Source organism: Pseudomonas sp. PA15(2017), assembly GCF_001945395.1.
Lineage (GTDB): Bacteria > Pseudomonadota > Gammaproteobacteria > Pseudomonadales > Pseudomonadaceae > Aquipseudomonas.
Window position 1 is genome coordinate 17,068 of sequence record NZ_MSXV01000036.1, and the last position, 18,780, is coordinate 35,847.

Here is an 18,780-nt window from a genome sequence, read left to right on the forward strand (position 1 = left end):
CTGTCATCGTATGGATGGTAAGAGACGCGCCACGCTACGGCGAGCCCGGCGCAGACGACAGATCGGTCATTGTTGGGGCTCGAGCGCTGCCAGCAAACGCGACTGGATTGCCTGCGCCGAACGCTCGGCGGCCTCCATCGACGCGCGCCAGGCCGGAATGAAGCCTTTCAGATCGGGCTCGTGCTCGGCGGTTGCCAGCCACTGCGAATGGTCGTGCCAGTCGCCGAGCACCGCCTGGCCCTTCTTGAGCAACTTCAATTGCGCGGCCGACAGTGGTGAAAGCTGTGGGTAAGCCTCGGCGGTGTAACGCACTCGTTTGATCCGCAGGCGTACCCGGTGGCGATCATGCTCTGCATCACCCAACGCGGCGATCAGCTTGCTGCGCTGCTTGCGCAGGTAGCGTTTGACGCTTTTCTGCAGGTCATCGAGTTCACCGCTGGCCTGCTGGGCGGCCAACTCCTGCGGCCATTCATCCAGCGCATGGAACAGCGCTGGCAAAGCGCGACTGGCGAGCACCATCGCATCGCCTTTACGGCGTTGCACCATGCGCCGGTCGGCCGCAGCGTGCTCGCCATGCGCGTGCAAGGTTTCGATCAGCACTTCCAGATCGCGCAGCGGGCCTGTCAGGCGCCCGAGTTCAGCCGCACGCTTTTGCAGGGCATCGCTGCCAGCAGCACCCTTGAGGGGCTTGAGCAGACTACGCAGTCTGCGCAGGCAGACGCGCAAATCATGCAGCGCTTCACCATCTGTTTGCGCCTGAAGGCGCTCGCGGCAGGCATAAAGCGCGACTTGCAACCGCAGTACTTCGCTGCGCAACTTACCGACAAAACCGCTCATTGCAGAACTCCTGGGAAACCGTTCAAGGGGATCGACTCCAGCGCCACGGTAGCTGCCGGCGCAGCGCGTTCAGCTGTTGGAGCAGCGCCTTGGACGAAATGTTCTGCCCCGCATAGCGCTGCGCTTCGAAAGTCTGCAAAAAGGCACCGATGGCGTCCGCCTGCTCGGGCAACGCCTCGGCTGCGCGTCGAGCGAAGGCACGTAGGCCTTCGCCTGCAAGGCGCTTTACGCCATGCCTGGCCAGCAACTGCTCGAAGCGCTGGAAGAGGTGTAACGAGGGGTCACGCTCGACTCGCCAGGGTTTGAACAACCACAGCGACAGCAAGCCCAGCAGCACGCCACCGCCGCCGACCAATGCCAGAATCAGCTTGCTGGCGTCGACCTGGCCGAACCAGCGCTGCAACAGCTCGAACTGCTGCGCCCCCTGATAACCGAGTACCCAACGCTGCCAGCCATAGTTGAGGTCGTCCCAGGCCAGGCGCAGCTCGTTCAGCCAGGTCAGGTTGCGATAACGCAACGGCGAAAACGGCGAGTCGGCGAGAAAGCTCTGTTCGCCGGCTAGGGCTTGTTCCAGGCCTTGCTCGATTCGCTCGGGGGCGACCTGGAAGGTCGGGTCCACACTCGTCCAGCCCTGTTCCGGCGACCAGTACTCGATCCAGGCGTGTGCATCGAACTGGCGAACCTGCACGTAGCGGCCATTGTTGCTGAGTTCGCCGCCCTGGTAACCCGCCACCACGCGGCTGGGGATACCCGCTGCGCGCAGTACGAAGGTCATCGCGCCCGCGTAGTGCGCGCAAAAGCCGCTGCGGGTGTCGAACAGGAATTCGTCGATGGAATCGGCGCCGAGCGGGGTTGGCGTCAGGGTATAGATGTAGGGCTGGCGATTGAAATGAGCGAGCAGCGCCGCGACCAGCTCGCCATCCTGCGGGTACTGGCGACGCAATTCCTGGGCCCAGGCGCGACTGCGCGCATCCCCCTCACGGGGTAGGTGCAACAGAGCCTGCCGCCTGCTCGACGACAGTTGCGGTTCCCGTAGTGCCTGCGGCCAGGAGGCGACATCATAGAGCAACGCACGATCCACCGGGCGGTTGCGCTGCAGTCGGAAATCCCCCATCTGCCGCGTGCCTTGCAGCTCGGTCTGGGCCACGTCGAGGGCGAACAACCAGGGTCGGGTGGTCGGCTGCATCACCACGCTGTAGCGCAGCGCTTCACCACGGGGTTGCCATTGCGGCGCTGGCGAGAACTGCTCACCCGGCGATTGCGACCAGCGCCGGCCGTCGAACTGGTCGAGCGTCAGCGCGCGCCAGTACAGCTCGCTGCGCGCCGGCACCCGGCCCTCGAAGCTGGCGCGAAAGGCCAGCTCCCCGGAGCGCGTCAGCTCGGCGATGTCACCGGGCGCCATGCTGTCGGCCAACCCGGTGACCGCACCGCGCTCGTTGGGCACCGGTAGCGACCACAGCGGCCCCAGCCGCGGAAAGAACAGGAACAGCAACAACATCAGTGGCAATGCCTGCAGCAGCAGGCTGGCCGACAGGCGCAGGGTGCGCCAGGGCCGGGTTGCCGTGCCGCTTTGCTGCAAACCGATCAGTGCAGCCAGCAAGGCGCAGACCGGCAGCAGGCTGAACAGCGCGACGAGGATGCTGTCATCGAACAGGTACGCGGTCACCACCACGAAGAAGCCGAGAAAGATCACCACCAATGCATCGCGGCGGGTACGCATTTCCAGCAACTTGAGGGTGAACGCCGCCACCAGCAGTACCACCCCGCCATCCAGCCCGACCAGCGTGCCGCGGGACAGAAACACCCCAGCCGCCGCCAGGACGATCAGGCCGATACGCACGACCAGGCTGGGATAGCCGGCGCGCATGCGGAAAATCTGAATACGCCACGCCGCGCAGCCCAGCCACAGGCCGATCACCCACATCGGCAGGTGAAAGGCATGGGGCAGGATGACCAGCGCCTGGGCCACCAACAGCCAGGTCAGGCTGATACGCGGGATGCCGGCGACGCTGCTCATGGGCGGCCTCCATACAACGCCAGCGCTCGCAGGCACTGCTCGCGGTGCCGTTCACCGATGGCGACCGGGAGTGACTCGCTCGGCAGCTGCAAGGCGAACGGCTGTTGACGCTCGGAGAGCACCAGCACCCAATGGCAGAGCAGCGATAGTCGGCTTTCCAGGTCGCCGCTGAGCGCGTCGAAATCCAGCAACAGGTCACGGCCCGTCTGGGCGGCAAAATCCTTGACCAGCAGCCCCTGGCCCCGCGAATAGGCCTTCCAGTGCAGACGCCGGCGCGAATCGCCTGGCTGATAGGTACGCAGGCCCTGGAAGTCATCACTGCCCTGCCCCCGGCTGACCAACCCTTCCTGCTCGTCGTCCGCGCTACCGCCGGGCGCCAGCGGCAGCTCGCCCTCCAGTGGCCGCGGGTACACCAGCACCGCCTGGTCCAGATCGACATGGCTCCAGGCGACCAGCAGGCCCAGGGGGAAGCGGCTTTCCACCCGCAAGCGCCCGGGCTGCAGCCAACCACGCCTCAGGGTTTGCAGACCCAGCTCGCACTCGACCGAGCCTCGCGGTGGCACATCCTGCTGCTGCAGGTCGGCAGGCGGCCAACCCAGGGCGACGGCCTCATGGGCGCGGCTGCGGCTTTCCAGGCGCACCCGCAGGCGCGCCGCTTCGCCGGCGAATACCGCGCCAGCGCCACCGGCATGCAGCACCAACCCGGCCAGGTTGCGGTAGGTATGCAGGATGGTCACCACGAACACCGAACCGAGCAGTAAGGTCAGCCCGTAGGCCAAGCTGCTCTGGTAGTTGATGGCCGCCAGTAGCATCACCAACAAGGCGAACAGGAACGCTACACCCACCCGGCTCGGCAGGATGAATATCCGTCGCTGGTTGAGTTGCACACTGGCCGCCGCCGGTATGCGCCGGGCCAGCCAGCGATCCCAGCGCTGCCTGAAGGCACCCGTCAAAGCGCGGGCACTTCGCGCAGCAGCCACTGCACCAGGGCGCCACCGCCATGCCCGGCCGGGTCCGCCTGATCACGCAGGCGGTGCCCCGCCACGGCCGGCAGTACCGCCTGGACGTCCTCGGGAATCACGTAATCGCGCTCGGCCAACAGCGCCCAGGCGCGCGCTGCGGCGAGCAATGCCAGGCTGCCACGCGGCGACAGGCCCCAGGCGAACTGCGGCTGGGTACGCGTGGCCTCGACCAGGCGCAGTACATAGTCGACCAGCGCATCACTGACGCGCACCTTGGGCACTTCGGCCTGCAGCTTCGCCAACTCGGCGTGGTCGAGCACCGCATCCAGGGTCGGCAACACCGAGCGCCGGGGCTCGCCCAGCAACAGCGCCTTCTCGGCGGCGCGAGCCGGATAGCCCAGCGACAGACGCATCAGAAAGCGATCGAGCTGCGACTCGGGCAGCGCGAAGGTGCCGCTTTGGCTGATCGGGTTCTGGGTAGCGATGACGAAGAACGGATCGGGCAGCGGACGCGTCGCACCTTCGATGGTCACCTGCCCCTCCTCCATGGCTTCGAGCAACGCGCTCTGGCTTTTCGGCGTGGCGCGGTTGATCTCGTCCGCCAGTACCAGCTCGGTAAACACCGGGCCGGGGTGGAACAGGAACTGCCCACTGTCCTTGTCGAATACCGAGGTGCCGAGAATGTCCCCCGGCAGCAGGTCGGAGGTGAACTGGATACGCTGAAAGCTCAGCCCCAGCACCTTGGCCAGGGCATGACTGAGGGTGGTCTTGCCCATGCCGGGCAGGTCCTCGATCAACAGGTGACCGCGGGCCAGCAGGCAGGTCAGCGCCAGGCGCACCTGCGCCTCCTTGCCGAGCAGCACCTGGTTGATGGAATCCAGGCAGGCGTCCAGTTTCGTGTGCATCGTCCACTCCTCATGCAAGTGGCTCGATGCTACTGACCTGATGGCAGTGGGCAAAGCGTTACGTAATGTTTGCTGACGAAACTGTGCGCCAGGCCCATGCCTCGCCGCACAAGCATGGAAGCGACGAGCGCTTCCCGCGTATCGAGCTGTACGGGTGGATCACGACGGGCGCTGCAGGTCGAAGGTGTCCCGGGTGCGGCTATAGGCCGTACCGCCCAACCGCCCGACCAGATCGAGGCGCTGCGGGTCGACCCGTCCTTTATCGTTGAGCACCTCATCGCTGATATGCGCCAACAGCACCTCGGCGAAGATCAGGTGATGGTTGGGCTGTTTATCCGGATAGCCCATGATCTGCGCGACCCGGCACTCGAACGCCACGGCGGCGCCCTTGACCCGCGGCGGCGCCACGCGGCTACTGGCGACCGAGTCGATACCGCAATGGACGAATTCGCTGGTGCTGCGCGGCAGGATCGCCGCGCTGGCATTCATGGCTTCGGCTTGCGCGAACGACACCAGGTGAATAACCAGCTCGCCGGTTTCCTGGGCATTGCGCAGGGTGTCTTTCAATGCGCCGTCGTCCCGGGTGCCGACATTGACCATCAGCGTCGCCGGCTCGTCGCTGATCACCTGAAAGAAGCTGAATGGCGCCAGGTTGGTGACGCCCTCCTTGGAGATGCTCGACACCCAGGCGATGGGCCTGGGCGTCACGGTCGATGCAAGCCAGCGGTAACGGTCCAACGGGGTCAGGTCAGCGAAATCGAGCAGCATTGCGATCTCCGGCATTCAGGTTGCCGCAAGCTTACTCCAGTGCGCGACTCAGCGGCCCGCTCGGGACTCGCGAATGTAGAAACGCGCCTTCTCGGACTTGTTGGTGCAGCCGCGGTAGGCCTCGAACTGCTGCTGGGTTTTCGCCGCCGTCATCAGCGAGGCAGCCTTGGAATAGCTGACCGTACCGGCGAAACCTTCGGCCTTGGCCAGGTCGAGTTCCTGCCAGGCCGCATCGAGTTGGTTCGCGCAGCTGTCACGGTAGGAAGTGGTCGCTGAGCAGCCCGCCAACAGCGCAATCGGTAAGAGAATCCAGGCTTTCATGTCGCATACTCCAGGGGTTGGCCGGCAATCAGGTAACCGGTGTTGTGTAGGACGATAGACGAGTGAAAAAGTGCCACTATCCACGTGCGACAAGGCGCAGAATGCGCATGGACGAGCGACACGAATCAGGGAGAGCTGAATGAGCAAGAAAGTGGCCTTGGTGCTGGGTTCGGGCGGTGCGCGTGGCTATGCGCACATTGGTGTCATTGAGGAACTGGAAGCGCGTGGCTACGAGATCGGCTGCATCGCCGGGTGCTCCATGGGCGCGGTAGTCGGCGGCATCTATGCAGCCGGCAAGCTCAAGGACTACAGCGACTGGACCCAGAGCCTGGATTACCTCGATGTACTGCGCCTGCTGGATGTCAGCTTTCGCCTGGGTGCCATACGCGGTGAAAAGGTCTTCGGGCGGATTCGCGAGATCGTCGGCGAAATCAACATCGAGTCGCTGAATATCCCCTTCACGGCGGTGGCCACCGATCTCACCAACCAGCAGGAAATCTGGTTCCAGGAAGGTTGTCTGCACCAGGCCATGCGCGCCTCGGCAGCGATCCCCAGTCTGTTCACACCGGTTATTCAAGGCAAACGCATGCTGGTGGATGGCGGTCTGCTCAATCCACTGCCCATCGTGCCGGTGGTCTCGAGCCACTGCGACCTGATCATCGCCGTCAACCTCAACTCGGCCCATCAGCAGCATTATCAGTTGCCCGTGGTCGAGCGCCCGGCAGCGATCAAAGGACGTTTCGACCAGTTGATGGCTTCCCTTGGCTCGCGCCTGCCCTCGCTGCGCCGCAAGGGTGGCGAGGACGATCCCTTGCTGCTTCTCGAACGCGGCTCGTCGCCAAAGGCACTCGAGCAGGCCGATCTGTGGCTGCAGGAACCATTGAGCCCCCATGGCCAGCAACCGGCCGCCGCCCCACAGGACGACAGCGCGCCCAAGTCGGCCAGCGGCTCGCGGGTCGCTCATATGGCCGGGCCGGCGTCGCTGCTGGAGTTGATAAACCAGAGCTTCGAGGTGATGCAGACGTCGCTGTCGCAATACAAGATCGCCGGCTACCCGCCGGACATCCTGATCAACGTGCCCAAACGGGTGTGCCGCTTCTTCGAATTCTACAAAGCGCCGGAGTTGATCATGCTGGGCCGGCAGATCGCCCGCGACACGCTGGACAGGTACGAACGCGGCGACCGCTGAGTCGCCGCTCCGGTCACAACGGTGGCCGGCGCTCCTCACGCGGCGGCAGGCCAGCCGGTGCCTTGTGCGCGACCCAGTCGCTGAGCAGGCTGTAGGCCACGGCCAGCAAGGTTGGCCCCAGGAACAGGCCCATGAAGCCAAAGGCCAGGATGCCGCCGAACACGCCGAGCAGCACCACCACCAACGGCAGGTTGCCGCCGCGGCTGATGAGATACGGCTTGAGGATGTTGTCCACGCCACTGATGATGAAGAAGCCCCACACGCCAAGGAAGATCGCCATACCGATCTCGCCCTGCCAGATCAGCCAGCCCACGGCCGGGCCCCATACCAGCGGCGGCACCATGATCAGGCTGCAGGCGAAGGTCAGCAGGCCCAGCAGCAAGGCGCCTGGAATGCCGGCGATCATGAAGCCGATGTAGGCCAGCAGGGCCTGCGCCACGGCAGTGCCGATCACGCCGTTGACCACCCGCTGCACGGTGCCGGCGACCAATTCGAGATAATGCTGGGCGCGGTCGCCGATCAGTCGCTCGAGTAGGCTTTCGACGAAAGCGGCCAGGCGCGGGCCATCGCGATAGAAGAAGAACACCAGGATCAGGCTCAGGGCGAGTTCGAGAATGCCGCCGCCGATCTTGGCGCTGCGCACCAACAGGAAATTACCGACCTGGCCCATATAAGGCTGCACCGTGGCGAACAGCGCCGAGCCTTGCTGATCCAGGGTTTCCCAGATGCTCACCAGGCGTTCGCCCACCAGAGGTACCGACGCCAGCCAGGCTGGCGGTGGCGGCAGGCCATCGACCTGAACGTCCTTGAGCATCGCCGTGGCATCGCGAATATGGTCGGCGAGGTTGAAGCCCAGCATCACCAGCGGCACCGCCACCAGCACGATCCACACGCCGGTGAGCAGACCGGCGGCCACCGATTGGCGACCTTTCAGTACGCGGGTCAGCCAGCGCATGACCGGCCAACTGGCGAAAGACAGCACGGCAGCCCAGAACAGCGCGGACCAGAATGGTGCGAGCACCCACAGGCTCGCACCCAGCAACCCCAGTAGCAGAATCTGCACCAGCAAGCGGTCGTTATTCGGCATTTATCAGGACTTCCAGAAAACCAGACTCAGGCCCGTGGCACGGGCTGGCTCAACGTAGCACGTCGATACGCAAACCGTCGCCACTGCTCTCGCCGATTTCCAGGCGCGCGGCCCTGACGCGCTCTTCGATCAGCGCTTCACGCCAGGCCTCGGCATTGGCGCCGGACAGACTGACGCGCAGGGTGCTGTCCAGATTCAGGCTGCGTGCCAACAGTTCCGTCCACTCCGGCCTGGGCTCGCCCTGGCCCGGCAGGCGCAGCTCGCCAGCGCTCTTGAGCTGTCGCGACAGCGTGGCCGGGGTTGGCAGCACCTTCGCCAGCGGCTGATCCGCCGCCAGCAGCTCGGCGTGCAGGTAGGCGCGACGGTTGCCGCGGGTGATGCTGTAAAGCGCCACCAGGCTGTTCTCGTTGGGCTCCGCCAGGCGCAGCAAGGCATAGGCCTGCTGGTCGTCGGAGCCGTACAGCGTCGAATTGCCGAACACCGAGTTGGCCCACAGGCTGCTGGAGCCGCACTCGCGGCCCTGGCACCAGTAGAGCATCTGGGCGTCCTTGTCCTGCAGGGCCTCGCGCGCCTGGGTGAACACTTCGGTGGCGCTGTGGGTACGCGGCAACTCGTAGGTGACTGCGGTCAAGGCGCCCTGAACCAGCACTTCGCGCTCGTAACGCAGGCGCCCGCTGATACGGCGGACGGTACCTTGCGGGTAGAGGCGCTCCTGGTCGGCCTCCTCCTGGTAGGTGACGATTTCACTGCCTGCGAAGCGCGGCAACACCTCGAGATCTCGGCTACCGGCCACGTCGGCGCTGGCGAGGGGGCTTACCACCAGCAGTGCAAGCAGGTAACTCAGACGCATGTAGCCCCGCTTACCGCGCGAGCGAGAAGAATCGAGGGGCAGACTGGGGCGGATAGCGCATCCGGCGCTAGGGTGTACAGGTCGGTCATGCAGTTCTCCATGGCAGTACCCGACACCTTTCCCCAGTTGTAACGGGGCGTCAAGGCGCACTCAGGAATGCTTTGAAACAGTCTGCTACGAGTTGCGCGCCCTCCTCGTCGTCCAGATGCAGATGATGCCCGCCAGGCAGACGGTGGACCCTGATCGCCGTCTGCGTCAGCAACTCGGTCAAGCCCTCGCGAGGCGCCAGCAAGCCCTGCTCGGCCAGAACCAGCTGCGTCGGGCAACGCAGTGCCGTGACGAAGGCTTGTACATGGGCCAGGGTGAGGCGCATGGGCGTTGTCAGGGTAAGGCGGCTGTCGGTGCGCCAGGTCAGGCCATCCGCCACCGGCATCAGCCCGCGCTGCGCCAATAGGCGAGCCGCCTCGAAGCTGACATGACCGACACCGCGCTGACGTACCTGAGCGGCGCGTTCGAGGCTGGGATACACCGGCTTGCGCTTGCCCGAGAGCGCCAGGCGCCCACGCAGCGCCTCGGCCAACGTGGCGACCGCGGCGTCGGCCTCGATGGTCGGCGGCACCAGCCCATCGATCAACGCCAGGCGCTGGACGCGCTCGGGAAAGGTCGCGGCCAGCAACACCGAAACGATCGCGCCCATGGAATGGCCAAGCAGGCTGAAGCGCGGCCAGTCGAGCTGCTCGGCAACCAGCAGCACATCGTGCACGTAGTCCCAAAGGGCATAGCCGGCGCCCGCCGGGCGATGCGCCGAATGGCCGTGGCCGGCGAAATCCACCGCAACGATGCGCAGGCCCTGAAGCTTCGGCGCCAGGCGGGCGAAGGTGGCCACGTTATCCAGCCAGCCATGCAGGGCGATCACCGGCACACCGTCGGCCGGGCCGTACACTTGAGCGGCCAGTTCGATATGCGGCAGGCGCAGGCTGATTTCTTCGGGCACGAGACTCACCGCACGGCCTCGGCAGGCGTCTGCCAGCGGGTGAACAGGCGACGTATCAGCTGCGCGGTAGCGTCCGGGTGTTCGAGCGGAAACATATGCCCGCCCGGTAGCGTCAGGAACTCACCCCGCGGTGCGCGCCGCGCCATGCGTCCATGATGAGCCAGCACCACGCGACTTTCGGCGCCCTTGACCAATGCCAGCGGCACTTGCAGCTGCTGCGGCCGGCCGGGGCTGGTGTGCGGCACGCTGCGGTAGATGCTGATTTCGGTCGCCGCTTCGAAGCTAAGCCGCAGGCCATCTTCGTGTGGAAGCAGACCATGCTCCACGTAGGCATCCAGGCACTCCGGATCGAAGCGGCTGAACAGCGCGCGCGCGGCGAAATATCGCCGCGCCTCCAGCCCATCGAAAAAAGCCTCGCGCCGCCCCAGGGTGCGCCCGGCAGGCGTGAGACGGTCGATCAGGCCGAGCCGCTTGGCCGCCTGAATCACCAGTTGGTCGACGCGACTGAGCACCGGCGAGTCGAGCATCACCAGACCACGATAGAGATCGGGCCGACGCAACGCCGCATGGTAATGCAGCACCCCGCCCAATGAGTGACCTACGCCCCACACCGGCTCGGCGCACTGTTCGAGGTGATGGAGCAACTCGTCGACCAGGTTGCTCCAGTTGTCGTTCACCGGAAAGCGCGGGTCATGGGCATGTTGGGCCAGATGGTGCACCTGATATTCCGGCGCCAGCGCCGCGAACAGCTTGCGGTAGGTGGCCGAGGGAAATCCGTTGGCATGGGCGAAGAAGATCAGTTGGTGCATGGCGGTCGCACTGTTGGCAGGCAATGCATGGATTGTCAGGCAGCACCCGGCAGGCGGCAACGTCCGTAACGGTCAGGAGAGACGACGCTCCGGCCATCTGACGGCGTGATGGTCACCTGCCCTAGCGCTGCGACGCCTGGCTGCCGTGCGGCACGATGGCCATGGTCAGCCGGGAAATGCAGCAGGTCTTGCCGTCGTCGCCGCGCAGACGGATGTCCCAGACGTGGGTGGTACGGCCCAGGTGCACCGCCTTGGCCACCGCGGTGACACGCCCGCTACGCAGCCCGCGCAGGTGATTGGCATTGACCTCCAGGCCCACGCAGAAGAACTTCTGCGTATCGATGCACTGGTAGCTGGCCGTGGAGCCCAGGCTTTCCGCCAGCACCACCGAGGCACCGCCATGCAGCAAGCCATAGGGTTGGTGGGTGCGGGAATCGACGACCATGCTGGCCGTCAGCGACTGGTCATAGAAAGCTTCGAAGCGGATGTCCAGCAGCTCGCCAATGGTGTTGCGCTGGCTAGCGTTCAGTTCATCAAGGTTGGGTGTCTGGCGCCAGATACTCATGGTCGATCCTTGTTGTTTTGCGACGCGGCTCGCTCAGCGCACCTCGGGGTGCGCCAGCAGTTGCAGGGACATCAAACCAGCGATCAGGTCGTCGCCGTCGAGCAGTGCCAGACTGGCCGTGTGCATGGCCAGCGGCTGCTGGCGATGGCCATGTACCAGAAGCCCGCCGAGGGCGCCGATGAAGGGCTGGTGGGAAACCAGCAGGATTTCATCGCCAGCCAGGTGTTGCAGTCTGGTCAGGCTGTCGCGCGGATCGCTGTCGGGAGTCAGCCAGGCGACGGTCTGCAGCGGGCGCTCCACTTCCAGGGCGTCGTGCACCAACCCAGCCGTCTGCTGCGCACGTACGTACGGGCTGGCATAAATGGCGAGCGAGCGACCACGCAGGTGCTCGATCGACTGACGAACCTCGTCGCGCCCATGGGCCGTCAGTTCACGCGCCGCATCGGTACGCGCCTCGGCCTCGGCCTGCCCGTGGCGCAGTAACCACAGCCTCATACTGGCTGGCTCATAGTTTTGGTTCCTCATCTCTCGCAGGGTGAGGTGCGGGCGACACGCTATGCGCCGCCTCGCCTTGTGGCGGCCGCGGCGTCGGCCAGTCTGCGAACGGCCAGGGTTTGCTTTCGCTATTGAACGTACCGAAGCGACCGATCTGCGCCAGGTACTGGCTCAGGCTGTCGCCAAAACTCAGCAGGCCGCCATTCGGCGCACCATAGAACACGCGATAGATGAGCTGCAGCAGCACGACGCCGGCCAGCAGCAGTTCCGCCAGTTGCCAGACAAACAGGAACAGCAGCATCCAGACGATGCGCAAGCCGATGGGCTCGCCCTTGGTGTGATCATTCATGGTCATTGTCCTCAGAAGCCGGTAGCTGGAATGAAGTCGACATCGGTCTTGGGCTCGGCGCGCATCAGCGCCTCGATCACCTGATCCAGGGTACGCCCTTCGAAAAGGATCGCGTGCAGCCCCGCCACCAACGGCATGTAGACCTGCAGCTCTTCGGCCTTGGCCTTGAGCACCTTGATGGTATTGACGCCCTCGGCCACTTCGCCAAGGCGCTCGACCGCCTCCTGCAGGCTCAAACCTTCGCCCAGGGCGAAACCGACCTGATAATTGCGGCTTTTCGGCGAGGAACAGGTCACGATCAGATCGCCGACTCCCGCCAGGCCCAGAAACGTCATGGGGTTGGCGCCCAGATGCACGGCGAAGCGGGTCATTTCCGCCAGCGCCCGGGTGATCAGCATGCTCTTGGTGTTCTCGCCCATGCCCAGTGCCGCCGCCATGCCGGCGATGATGGCGTAGACGTTCTTCAACGCACCGCCCAGCTCGACGCCGAAGCGATCGGCACTGGCGTAAACACGGAATGTACGCCCGTGCAGCACTTGCTGCACGGCGCTGCAGAGCGCTTCGTCTTCGCTGGCCACCACGGTGGCGGTCAACGTGTGCGCGGCGATCTCCTTGGCCAGGTTCGGCCCCGACAGTACGCCGATGCGCGCCTGGGGCGCGACCTCCTCGATGATCTCGCTCATCAGCTTGAACGTCTGCGCTTCGATGCCTTTGGTGGTACTGACCAGTTGCTTGCCGGCCAACAAGCCCGACACCGGCTGCAAAACCTGACGCAGCGCGCTGGACGGCAGCGCCACGAACGCCAGCTCACAGGCCTCGAGCGCTGCCGGCAGATCGGTGGTCGGCTCCACGCCGTCGAGCACCTTCACGCCTTTGAGATAGCGCGGGTTTTCCCGCTGGGTGCGGATGGCTTCGGCCTGCACGGGGTCGCGCATCCAGTGCAGAACGCGATGCCCATTCTGTGCCAGCAGGTTCGCGATGGCGGTTCCGAAGCTGCCGCCACCCAGTACCGCGATAGGTTGCTGTTGAGTCATGACCAGTCCGTTTTGAATGCTGTGCAAGTGGCAGGCATTATACGGTTAGCAGGTTCTACGACCAGCCTTGTGGCGTCCCGAGCATCTGAAGAGAGTCGCAATTTTGCGGAGCATGGCTTTCATTGCCACGCGGCTCGGTTAACATGCGCGCTCTGCGCGAACAGGGCCGTTGCGTGACTTCCATCACTGTCCTTCATCGATATGTTGTGCTGGCGGCATCGCTCACCTGGGCCGGCCGGGTCTCATGCTGCCTAGTGGATCCGCTGCCCTGATGACCGCTCCCCTCCCGCGCGCCATCGCGCACTGCCGCGCCTGGCTGCGCCGTGCCCTGCTCGCACTGTGCCTGCTGACACCCGCCGTGCAGGCTGCAGAACTGCTGTTGAGCACCGCAGGCGATACCAGCAACCTGCAACATTTCGCCAATGCGCTGGCAGCGGCACGCCCGGCCGACCGCGTTCGCGTCGTGCCACTGAACGAAATGCCGCCGCTCGACCAGATGCCCGGCGATACGCGCCTGATCCTGTTCGGCCAGGCCGCGCTGGCGTGGCGCCTGGAATCGCCGAATGGTCCGCCTACGCTGGTGCTGCAAGTCAACAAGACCCAGGCGCACGGCACGCTCAGCCAGCGCCGGCCGGCGAACCTCAGCGTGCTCTGGCAGGACCCGGCACCCCGCCGCCAACTACGCCTGCTCAAGCACCTGTTGCCAAACGCCACTCGCGTGGGAGTGCTGCATGACCGGCACAGCGAATTCCTGATCCAGGAATTGCGTCAGGCCGCCAGCACGCTGGGCCTCGAAATCGTGCCCCAAGGCTGGCCGGACACCCGTGACAACAAAGCGGTGATCCGTTTGCTCGGCGCCAGCGACGTGCTGCTCGCCGTTGCCGATGACGACCTCTACAACACGCTGACCGCCAAGACTCTGCTGCTGACCAGCTACGGCCAGCAGCATGCGCTGATCGGCCCCAGCGCAGGCTTCGTGCGCGCCGGCAGCCTGGCCAGCACCTACAGTGATCAGAACGACTGGCTCGTTACCCTCGACCATTTGCTCGACCAGGCGCCAGCGCAGTGGCCGGCAGGAACCTACTCGAACACGTTCAAGGTGCTCGGCAACCCGCAGGTGGCGCGTACACTGGGCATCACGCTGCCCAGTGACGCCGAGCTCGCCCGGCATCTATTGCAAGGAGACACGCCGTGAAACTGTGGCGAGGCTGGAACATTCATGTCCGTACCCAGCTCATCAGCGTCGGCCCCGCTCTGCTGCTGACCCTGCTGTTGACCGGCTTCCTGACCTTCAATCGCCTGCAGGACCTGCGTGCGGAGATCAACCATACCGGCCAGTTGATCGCCAGCCAGCTGGCGCCTGCCACCGAATACGGCGTCATTTCCGGTAATCGGCGCGTGCTGGAGTCCCTGCTTCTGGCTACCTTGAAAACGCCCCACGTGCGCTTCATCGAAGTGCGCGACCGTGACGAGAACATCCTGGCCTACCTCGAACAGCCCGATCATCCGCATGCCGGTAACGGCCATCTGGACATCTTCCAGGCGTCCATCCAGCAACAGCAGATCGACCTCGATACGGACTTCGGCGAAACACCTGCGCGGGCGGCTGAGCCTGGGGCCGCCTATCTGGGCCGCGTGGTGGTCGGCATGTCCAGCGACGCGTTCAATTCCCGGCAGCAGGAAATCCTGCTGAAGGTCACCGCGCTGGTGCTGTTCGCCCTGCTACTGACCTTCCTGCTGGCCCGGCGTCTGGCCAGCCGGCTGTCCCGACCGCTGAGCGAGATGAGCGACGCCGTTACCGCCATCCAGGCCGGCAACTACCAGGCCACGCTTCCTGAAGTCGGCGACGGCGAACTGGCGACGCTGGCCCGACACATCAACAACCTGGCCAACGGGCTGAACAACGCCGCCCAGGAACAGCAGCAGGCCATGACCCTGCTGATCAAGGCACGCGAGGAGTCCGACCTGGCTAATCGCGCCAAGTCCGACTTCCTGGCCATGATGAGTCATGAACTGCGCACCCCGATGAATGGCGTGCTCGGCATGCTGCAATTGCTCGACACCACCGAAATGAACGACGAGCAGCACGAATATGCCGCACTGGCCATGGAGTCCACCGAGCACCTGCTGAAGGTGATCAACGACATTCTCGACTTCTCGCGTATCGAACGTGGCGCCCTGGAACTCGAACTGATCAGCTTCAACCTCTCGGCCTTGCTCAAGGCCGCCCAACAGGCCTTCCAGCACAGCGCCCAGCAGCGCGGCCTGCAACTGCGCCTGCAACTGGACGATGGCCTGCCGGCCCCGCAGGTCCAGGGCGACCCGACCCGCCTGCGGCAGATCCTGGTCAACCTGATCGGTAACGCCCTGAAGTTCACCGAACGCGGCGAAGTGCGCATCGAAGCCCACTGGCAAGCCCTGGACAATCAGGTGCTGTGGTTCACCTGCAAGGTGCACGACACCGGGATCGGTATCAGCGCCGAACGCCTGGAAACCATGTTCGACGCGTTCCAGCAGGCCGACAATTCCATTTCCCGGCGCTACGGCGGCACCGGCCTGGGTCTGCCCATCGCCCGTACCCTGGCCGAATGCATGGGCGGCACGCTCAAGGCGCAGAGCGAACCAGGCCGCGGTTCCTGCTTCACCCTGGAGATTCCCCTGCCGTTCTCCGCCCAGCAACCGCAACTGCCCGCCCCGAACACCGCCAGCACGCCTGCCGCACAGGCCAGCCGCTCAGTGCTGCTGGTGGAAGACAACGCGGTGAACCAGACCGTGATCGAAGCCATGCTGCGCAGTCTCGGCTATCAGGTTGAACTGGTCGGCGATGGTGCCCAGGCCGTCTCGGCCGTGAGGGAACGACAATTCGCCGCCGTCCTGATGGATTGCCGCCTGCCGGTCATGGATGGCTACGAAGCCACCCGACGTATTCGCGATCTCGGCCCGTCAGGCCGCCTGCCGATCATCGCCCTGACCGCCAATGCATTGCAGGGCGACCGCGAGGCCTGCCTGCAAGCCGGCATGAACGATTACCTCGCAAAACCGTTCAAACGCATTGAATTGCAGGACGTGCTCGATCGCTGGCTGTCGGCCGACGGTACCGCGCACTGACGGCCGTTGCGTCGTAGCCGCGCGAAATCGTGCCTCGCGCCGGCGCGCAACACTCGCAACCTCTAGTCAGATGGGCGAAAATGCTGCACGCTTGCTGGTTGAAGTGGGCATCAAAGGGGCATCTGTGACACCATTGCCGCCTGCAGAGTACAACTGTACTCACCACACTGTGACTTTCACCACAACGCAACAGTCTATGACTAGGCTGCTGGCAGTCGCATGACTCATGCGCAGCCGGCCAGGACGATTTACCCAGCCGAGGCGCGTGGGGATTATTGAGGAGCTCGCATGACCAAACAAAACGCCTTCACCCAGGAAGATCTGTTGCGCTGCAGCCGCGGCGAACTGTTCGGCCCGGGTAATGCGCAACTGCCCGCCCCCAACATGTTGATGATCGACCGGATCGTCCACATCAGCGAAACGGGCGGCAAGTACGGCAAAGGCGAAATTGTCGCAGAGCTCGATATCAATCCTGATCTGTGGTTCTTCGGTTGCCACTTCGAAGGCGACCCGGTGATGCCAGGCTGCCTGGGCCTCGATGCCATGTGGCAGCTGGTCGGCTTCTTCCTCGGCTGGCAGGGTAACCCTGGCCGTGGTCGCGCCCTGGGTTCGGGCGAAGTGAAATTCTTCGGCCAGGTTCTGCCCACCGCCAAGAAGGTCACCTACAACATCCACATCAAACGCACCATCACCCGCTCGCTGATCCTGGCGATCGCCGATGGCACTGTGAGTGTCGATGGTCGCGAGATCTACAGTGCCGAAAGCCTGCGCGTCGGCCTGTTCACTTCCACCGACAGTTTCTAAAGGATCCTTTCCATGCGTCGCGTCGTTATTACCGGTCTAGGCATCGTTTCCTGCCTGGGCAATGACAAAGAAACCGTCTCCGCCAACCTTCGCGCTGGCCGCCCCGGTATCCGCTTCAATCCGGAATACGCCGAGAAGGGTCTGCGCAGCCACGTGTCGGGCTCCGTCGACCTGAACCTGGAAGAATTGATCGACCGCAAGCTGTTCCGCTTCATGGGTGATGCCGCTGCCTATGCCTACCTGGCGATGGAGCAGGCGATCAAGGACTCCGGCCTCAGCGAAGAGCAGGTATCGAATCCGCGTACCGGCCTGATCGCCGGCTCCGGTGGTGCCTCCACGCTGAACCAGATGGAAGCTATCGACACCCTGCGCGAGAAAGGCGTCAAGCGTGTTGGTCCGTACCGCGTCACCCGCACCATGGGCAGCACCGTATCGGCCTGCCTGGCGACCCCGTTCAAGATCAAGGGCGTCAACTTCTCGATCTCCTCGGCATGCGCCACCAGCGCCCACTGCATCGGCCAGGCCATGGAACAGATCCAGCTCGGCAAGCAGGACGTGGTCTTCGCCGGTGGCGGTGAAGAGGAGCACTGGAGCCAGAGCTGCCTGTTCGACGCCATGGGCGCCCTGTCCACCCAATACAACGACACGCCGGAAAAAGCCTCGCGCGCCTACGATGCCAACCGTGACGGCTTCGTCATCGCCGGCGGCGGCGGCATGGTCGTGGTCGAGGAACTGGAGCACGCACTGGCGCGCGGCGCGAAGATCTACGCTGAAATCGTCGGCTACGGCGCGACCTCCGATGGCTACGACATGGTTGCCCCCAGCGGCGAAGGCGCAGTGCGTTGCATGCAGCAGGCGCTGGCCACCGTCGAGGACCCGATCGACTACCTCAACACCCACGGCACCTCGACTCCGGTCGGCGACGTTGCGGAAATCAAGGGTATTCGTGAAGTGTTCGCCGGCAACGCCCCGGCCATCAGCTCCACCAAGAGTCTGTCGGGCCACAGCCTGGGCGCCGCAGGCGTGCATGAGGCGATCTACTGCCTGCTGATGATGGAAGGCAACTTCATCACTGCTTCGGCCAACATCGAAGAGTTGGACCCGGCGGTCGCTGACCTGCCAATCCTGCGCGAGACCCGTGAAAACGCCAAGCTGGATACCATCATGTCCAACAGCTTCGGCTTCGGTGGCACCAACGCCACCCTGGTGCTCAAGCGCTGGGCTGGCAACTGATCGGCGGGCCGCAATGAAAAACGGCGCCCTGGCAGACTGTGTGAAAACCTAGCAGTCCGAGGGTGAGTTGAAGACAATGCCTCTATCGGTTGATAGGGGCATTGTCGTTTATGGGTTATATCCAGGGCGAAGGTCGCGGGCAAAGCAGTCTATTTCCGGTCACGCTGGAGGAGCTGATCGCCGAGGATCATCTGGTTCGGGTGATCGAAGCCTATGTAGCGAGGCTGGATCTTCAGGCATTGGGCTTTAGCAAAGCCAAGGCTCATCGCACGGGGCGTCCTGGCTATGACCCGGCCGATCTGCTCATGCTTTACCTGTATGGCTATTTTCAGCGTATCCGCTCATCGCGCCGTCTGGAGGCTGAGTGCCAGCGCAATGTTGAAGTGATGTGGCTGCTGGGCCGTTTGGCGCCGGATTTCAAGACCATTGCCGACTTTCGCAAGGACAACGGTG

General features: G+C 64.4%; 20 protein-coding genes. 6 read left to right on the forward strand and 14 right to left on the reverse strand.

What is annotated here, in order from left to right; translation table 11 throughout:
• Positions 1-66: 66 nt before the first annotated feature.
• From BVH03_RS11605 to BVH03_RS11630, 6 genes are all read right to left on the reverse strand, one after another.
• A complete protein-coding gene (locus BVH03_RS11605) occupies positions 67-837 on the reverse strand; it encodes a CHAD domain-containing protein (RefSeq protein ID WP_075961303.1) in 771 nt (256 codons plus the stop codon).
• Positions 838-859: 22 nt separating this feature from the next.
• Positions 860-2,854, reverse strand: a complete 1,995-nt coding sequence (locus tag BVH03_RS11610) for a DUF3488 and transglutaminase-like domain-containing protein (protein WP_075961304.1) — start codon at positions 2,852-2,854, stop codon at positions 860-862.
• Positions 2,851-3,807 carry a DUF58 domain-containing protein gene (locus tag BVH03_RS11615; protein ID WP_075961305.1) on the reverse strand — a complete coding sequence of 319 codons (957 nt, stop codon included), beginning with the start codon at positions 3,805-3,807 and terminating at the stop codon, positions 2,851-2,853. Before BVH03_RS11615 ends, BVH03_RS11610 begins: the two co-directional genes overlap by 4 nt.
• Positions 3,804-4,721: a MoxR family ATPase gene (locus BVH03_RS11620; RefSeq protein WP_075961306.1), complete on the reverse strand. Its 918-nt coding sequence runs from the start codon at positions 4,719-4,721 to the stop codon at positions 3,804-3,806. Before BVH03_RS11620 ends, BVH03_RS11615 begins: the two co-directional genes overlap by 4 nt.
• Positions 4,722-4,880: 159 nt before the next feature.
• Positions 4,881-5,489 carry a flavin reductase family protein gene (locus BVH03_RS11625; RefSeq protein WP_075961307.1) on the reverse strand — a complete coding sequence of 203 codons (609 nt, stop codon included), beginning with the start codon at positions 5,487-5,489 and terminating at the stop codon, positions 4,881-4,883.
• Positions 5,490-5,537: 48 nt separating this feature from the next.
• The gene (locus tag BVH03_RS11630) at positions 5,538-5,810 is read right to left on the reverse strand and encodes a hypothetical protein (protein ID WP_075961308.1); all 273 of its coding nucleotides are present in this window, start codon (positions 5,808-5,810) and stop codon (positions 5,538-5,540) included.
• Positions 5,811-5,949: 139 nt separating this feature from the next.
• On the opposite strand from BVH03_RS11630, the gene BVH03_RS11635 reads away from it, so the two are divergent.
• Positions 5,950-6,999: a patatin-like phospholipase family protein gene (locus tag BVH03_RS11635; RefSeq protein WP_075961309.1), complete on the forward strand. Its 1,050-nt coding sequence runs from the start codon at positions 5,950-5,952 to the stop codon at positions 6,997-6,999.
• 13 nt (positions 7,000-7,012) lie between these two features.
• Here BVH03_RS11635 and BVH03_RS11640 read toward each other — a convergent pair whose 3' ends face one another.
• From BVH03_RS11640 to BVH03_RS11675, 8 genes are all read right to left on the reverse strand, one after another.
• On the reverse strand, positions 7,013-8,086 hold the full coding sequence (locus tag BVH03_RS11640) for an AI-2E family transporter (protein ID WP_075961310.1): 1,074 nt from the start codon (positions 8,084-8,086) through the stop codon (positions 7,013-7,015).
• 49 nt (positions 8,087-8,135) lie between these two features.
• Entirely contained in the window at positions 8,136-8,936 is an 801-nt protein-coding gene (locus BVH03_RS11645; protein ID WP_075961311.1) for a DUF4892 domain-containing protein, read from the reverse strand.
• A gap of 139 nt (positions 8,937-9,075) precedes the next feature.
• A complete protein-coding gene (locus BVH03_RS11650; protein ID WP_075961312.1) occupies positions 9,076-9,939 on the reverse strand; it encodes an alpha/beta hydrolase in 864 nt (287 codons plus the stop codon).
• Entirely contained in the window at positions 9,936-10,739 is an 804-nt protein-coding gene (locus BVH03_RS11655; protein ID WP_075961313.1) for an alpha/beta fold hydrolase, read from the reverse strand. Before BVH03_RS11655 ends, BVH03_RS11650 begins: the two co-directional genes overlap by 4 nt.
• Positions 10,740-10,860: 121 nt before the next feature.
• Complete coding sequence (locus BVH03_RS11660) at positions 10,861-11,304, reverse strand: hotdog fold thioesterase (RefSeq protein ID WP_075961314.1); 444 nt, start codon at positions 11,302-11,304, stop codon at positions 10,861-10,863.
• A gap of 33 nt (positions 11,305-11,337) precedes the next feature.
• Positions 11,338-11,799 carry a phosphohistidine phosphatase SixA gene (sixA, locus tag BVH03_RS11665; RefSeq protein WP_075961315.1) on the reverse strand — a complete coding sequence of 154 codons (462 nt, stop codon included), beginning with the start codon at positions 11,797-11,799 and terminating at the stop codon, positions 11,338-11,340.
• A 10-nt stretch (positions 11,800-11,809) separates the two neighbouring features.
• Entirely contained in the window at positions 11,810-12,148 is a 339-nt protein-coding gene (locus tag BVH03_RS11670) for a DUF4389 domain-containing protein (protein ID WP_075961316.1), read from the reverse strand.
• 11 nt (positions 12,149-12,159) lie between these two features.
• Entirely contained in the window at positions 12,160-13,182 is a 1,023-nt protein-coding gene (locus BVH03_RS11675; RefSeq protein WP_075961317.1) for an NAD(P)H-dependent glycerol-3-phosphate dehydrogenase, read from the reverse strand.
• A gap of 271 nt (positions 13,183-13,453) precedes the next feature.
• Here BVH03_RS11675 and BVH03_RS11680 point away from each other — a divergent pair, with 271 nt between their 5' ends.
• The 5 genes from BVH03_RS11680 to BVH03_RS11700 all read left to right on the forward strand — a co-directional run.
• On the forward strand, positions 13,454-14,377 hold the full coding sequence (locus BVH03_RS11680) for an ABC transporter substrate-binding protein (RefSeq protein WP_083640043.1): 924 nt from the start codon (positions 13,454-13,456) through the stop codon (positions 14,375-14,377).
• Complete coding sequence (locus BVH03_RS11685) at positions 14,374-16,290, forward strand: ATP-binding protein (protein WP_075961318.1); 1,917 nt, start codon at positions 14,374-14,376, stop codon at positions 16,288-16,290. Before BVH03_RS11680 ends, BVH03_RS11685 begins: the two co-directional genes overlap by 4 nt.
• Before the next feature lie 288 nt (positions 16,291-16,578).
• Positions 16,579-17,094, forward strand: a complete 516-nt coding sequence (gene fabA, locus BVH03_RS11690) for a 3-hydroxyacyl-[acyl-carrier-protein] dehydratase FabA (RefSeq protein WP_013791679.1) — start codon at positions 16,579-16,581, stop codon at positions 17,092-17,094.
• A 12-nt stretch (positions 17,095-17,106) separates the two neighbouring features.
• On the forward strand, positions 17,107-18,327 hold the full coding sequence (fabB, locus tag BVH03_RS11695) for a beta-ketoacyl-ACP synthase I (protein ID WP_075961319.1): 1,221 nt from the start codon (positions 17,107-17,109) through the stop codon (positions 18,325-18,327).
• A gap of 110 nt (positions 18,328-18,437) precedes the next feature.
• The coding region (locus BVH03_RS11700) for a transposase (protein ID WP_143485949.1) at positions 18,438-18,780 on the forward strand (343 nt) is incomplete at its 3' end.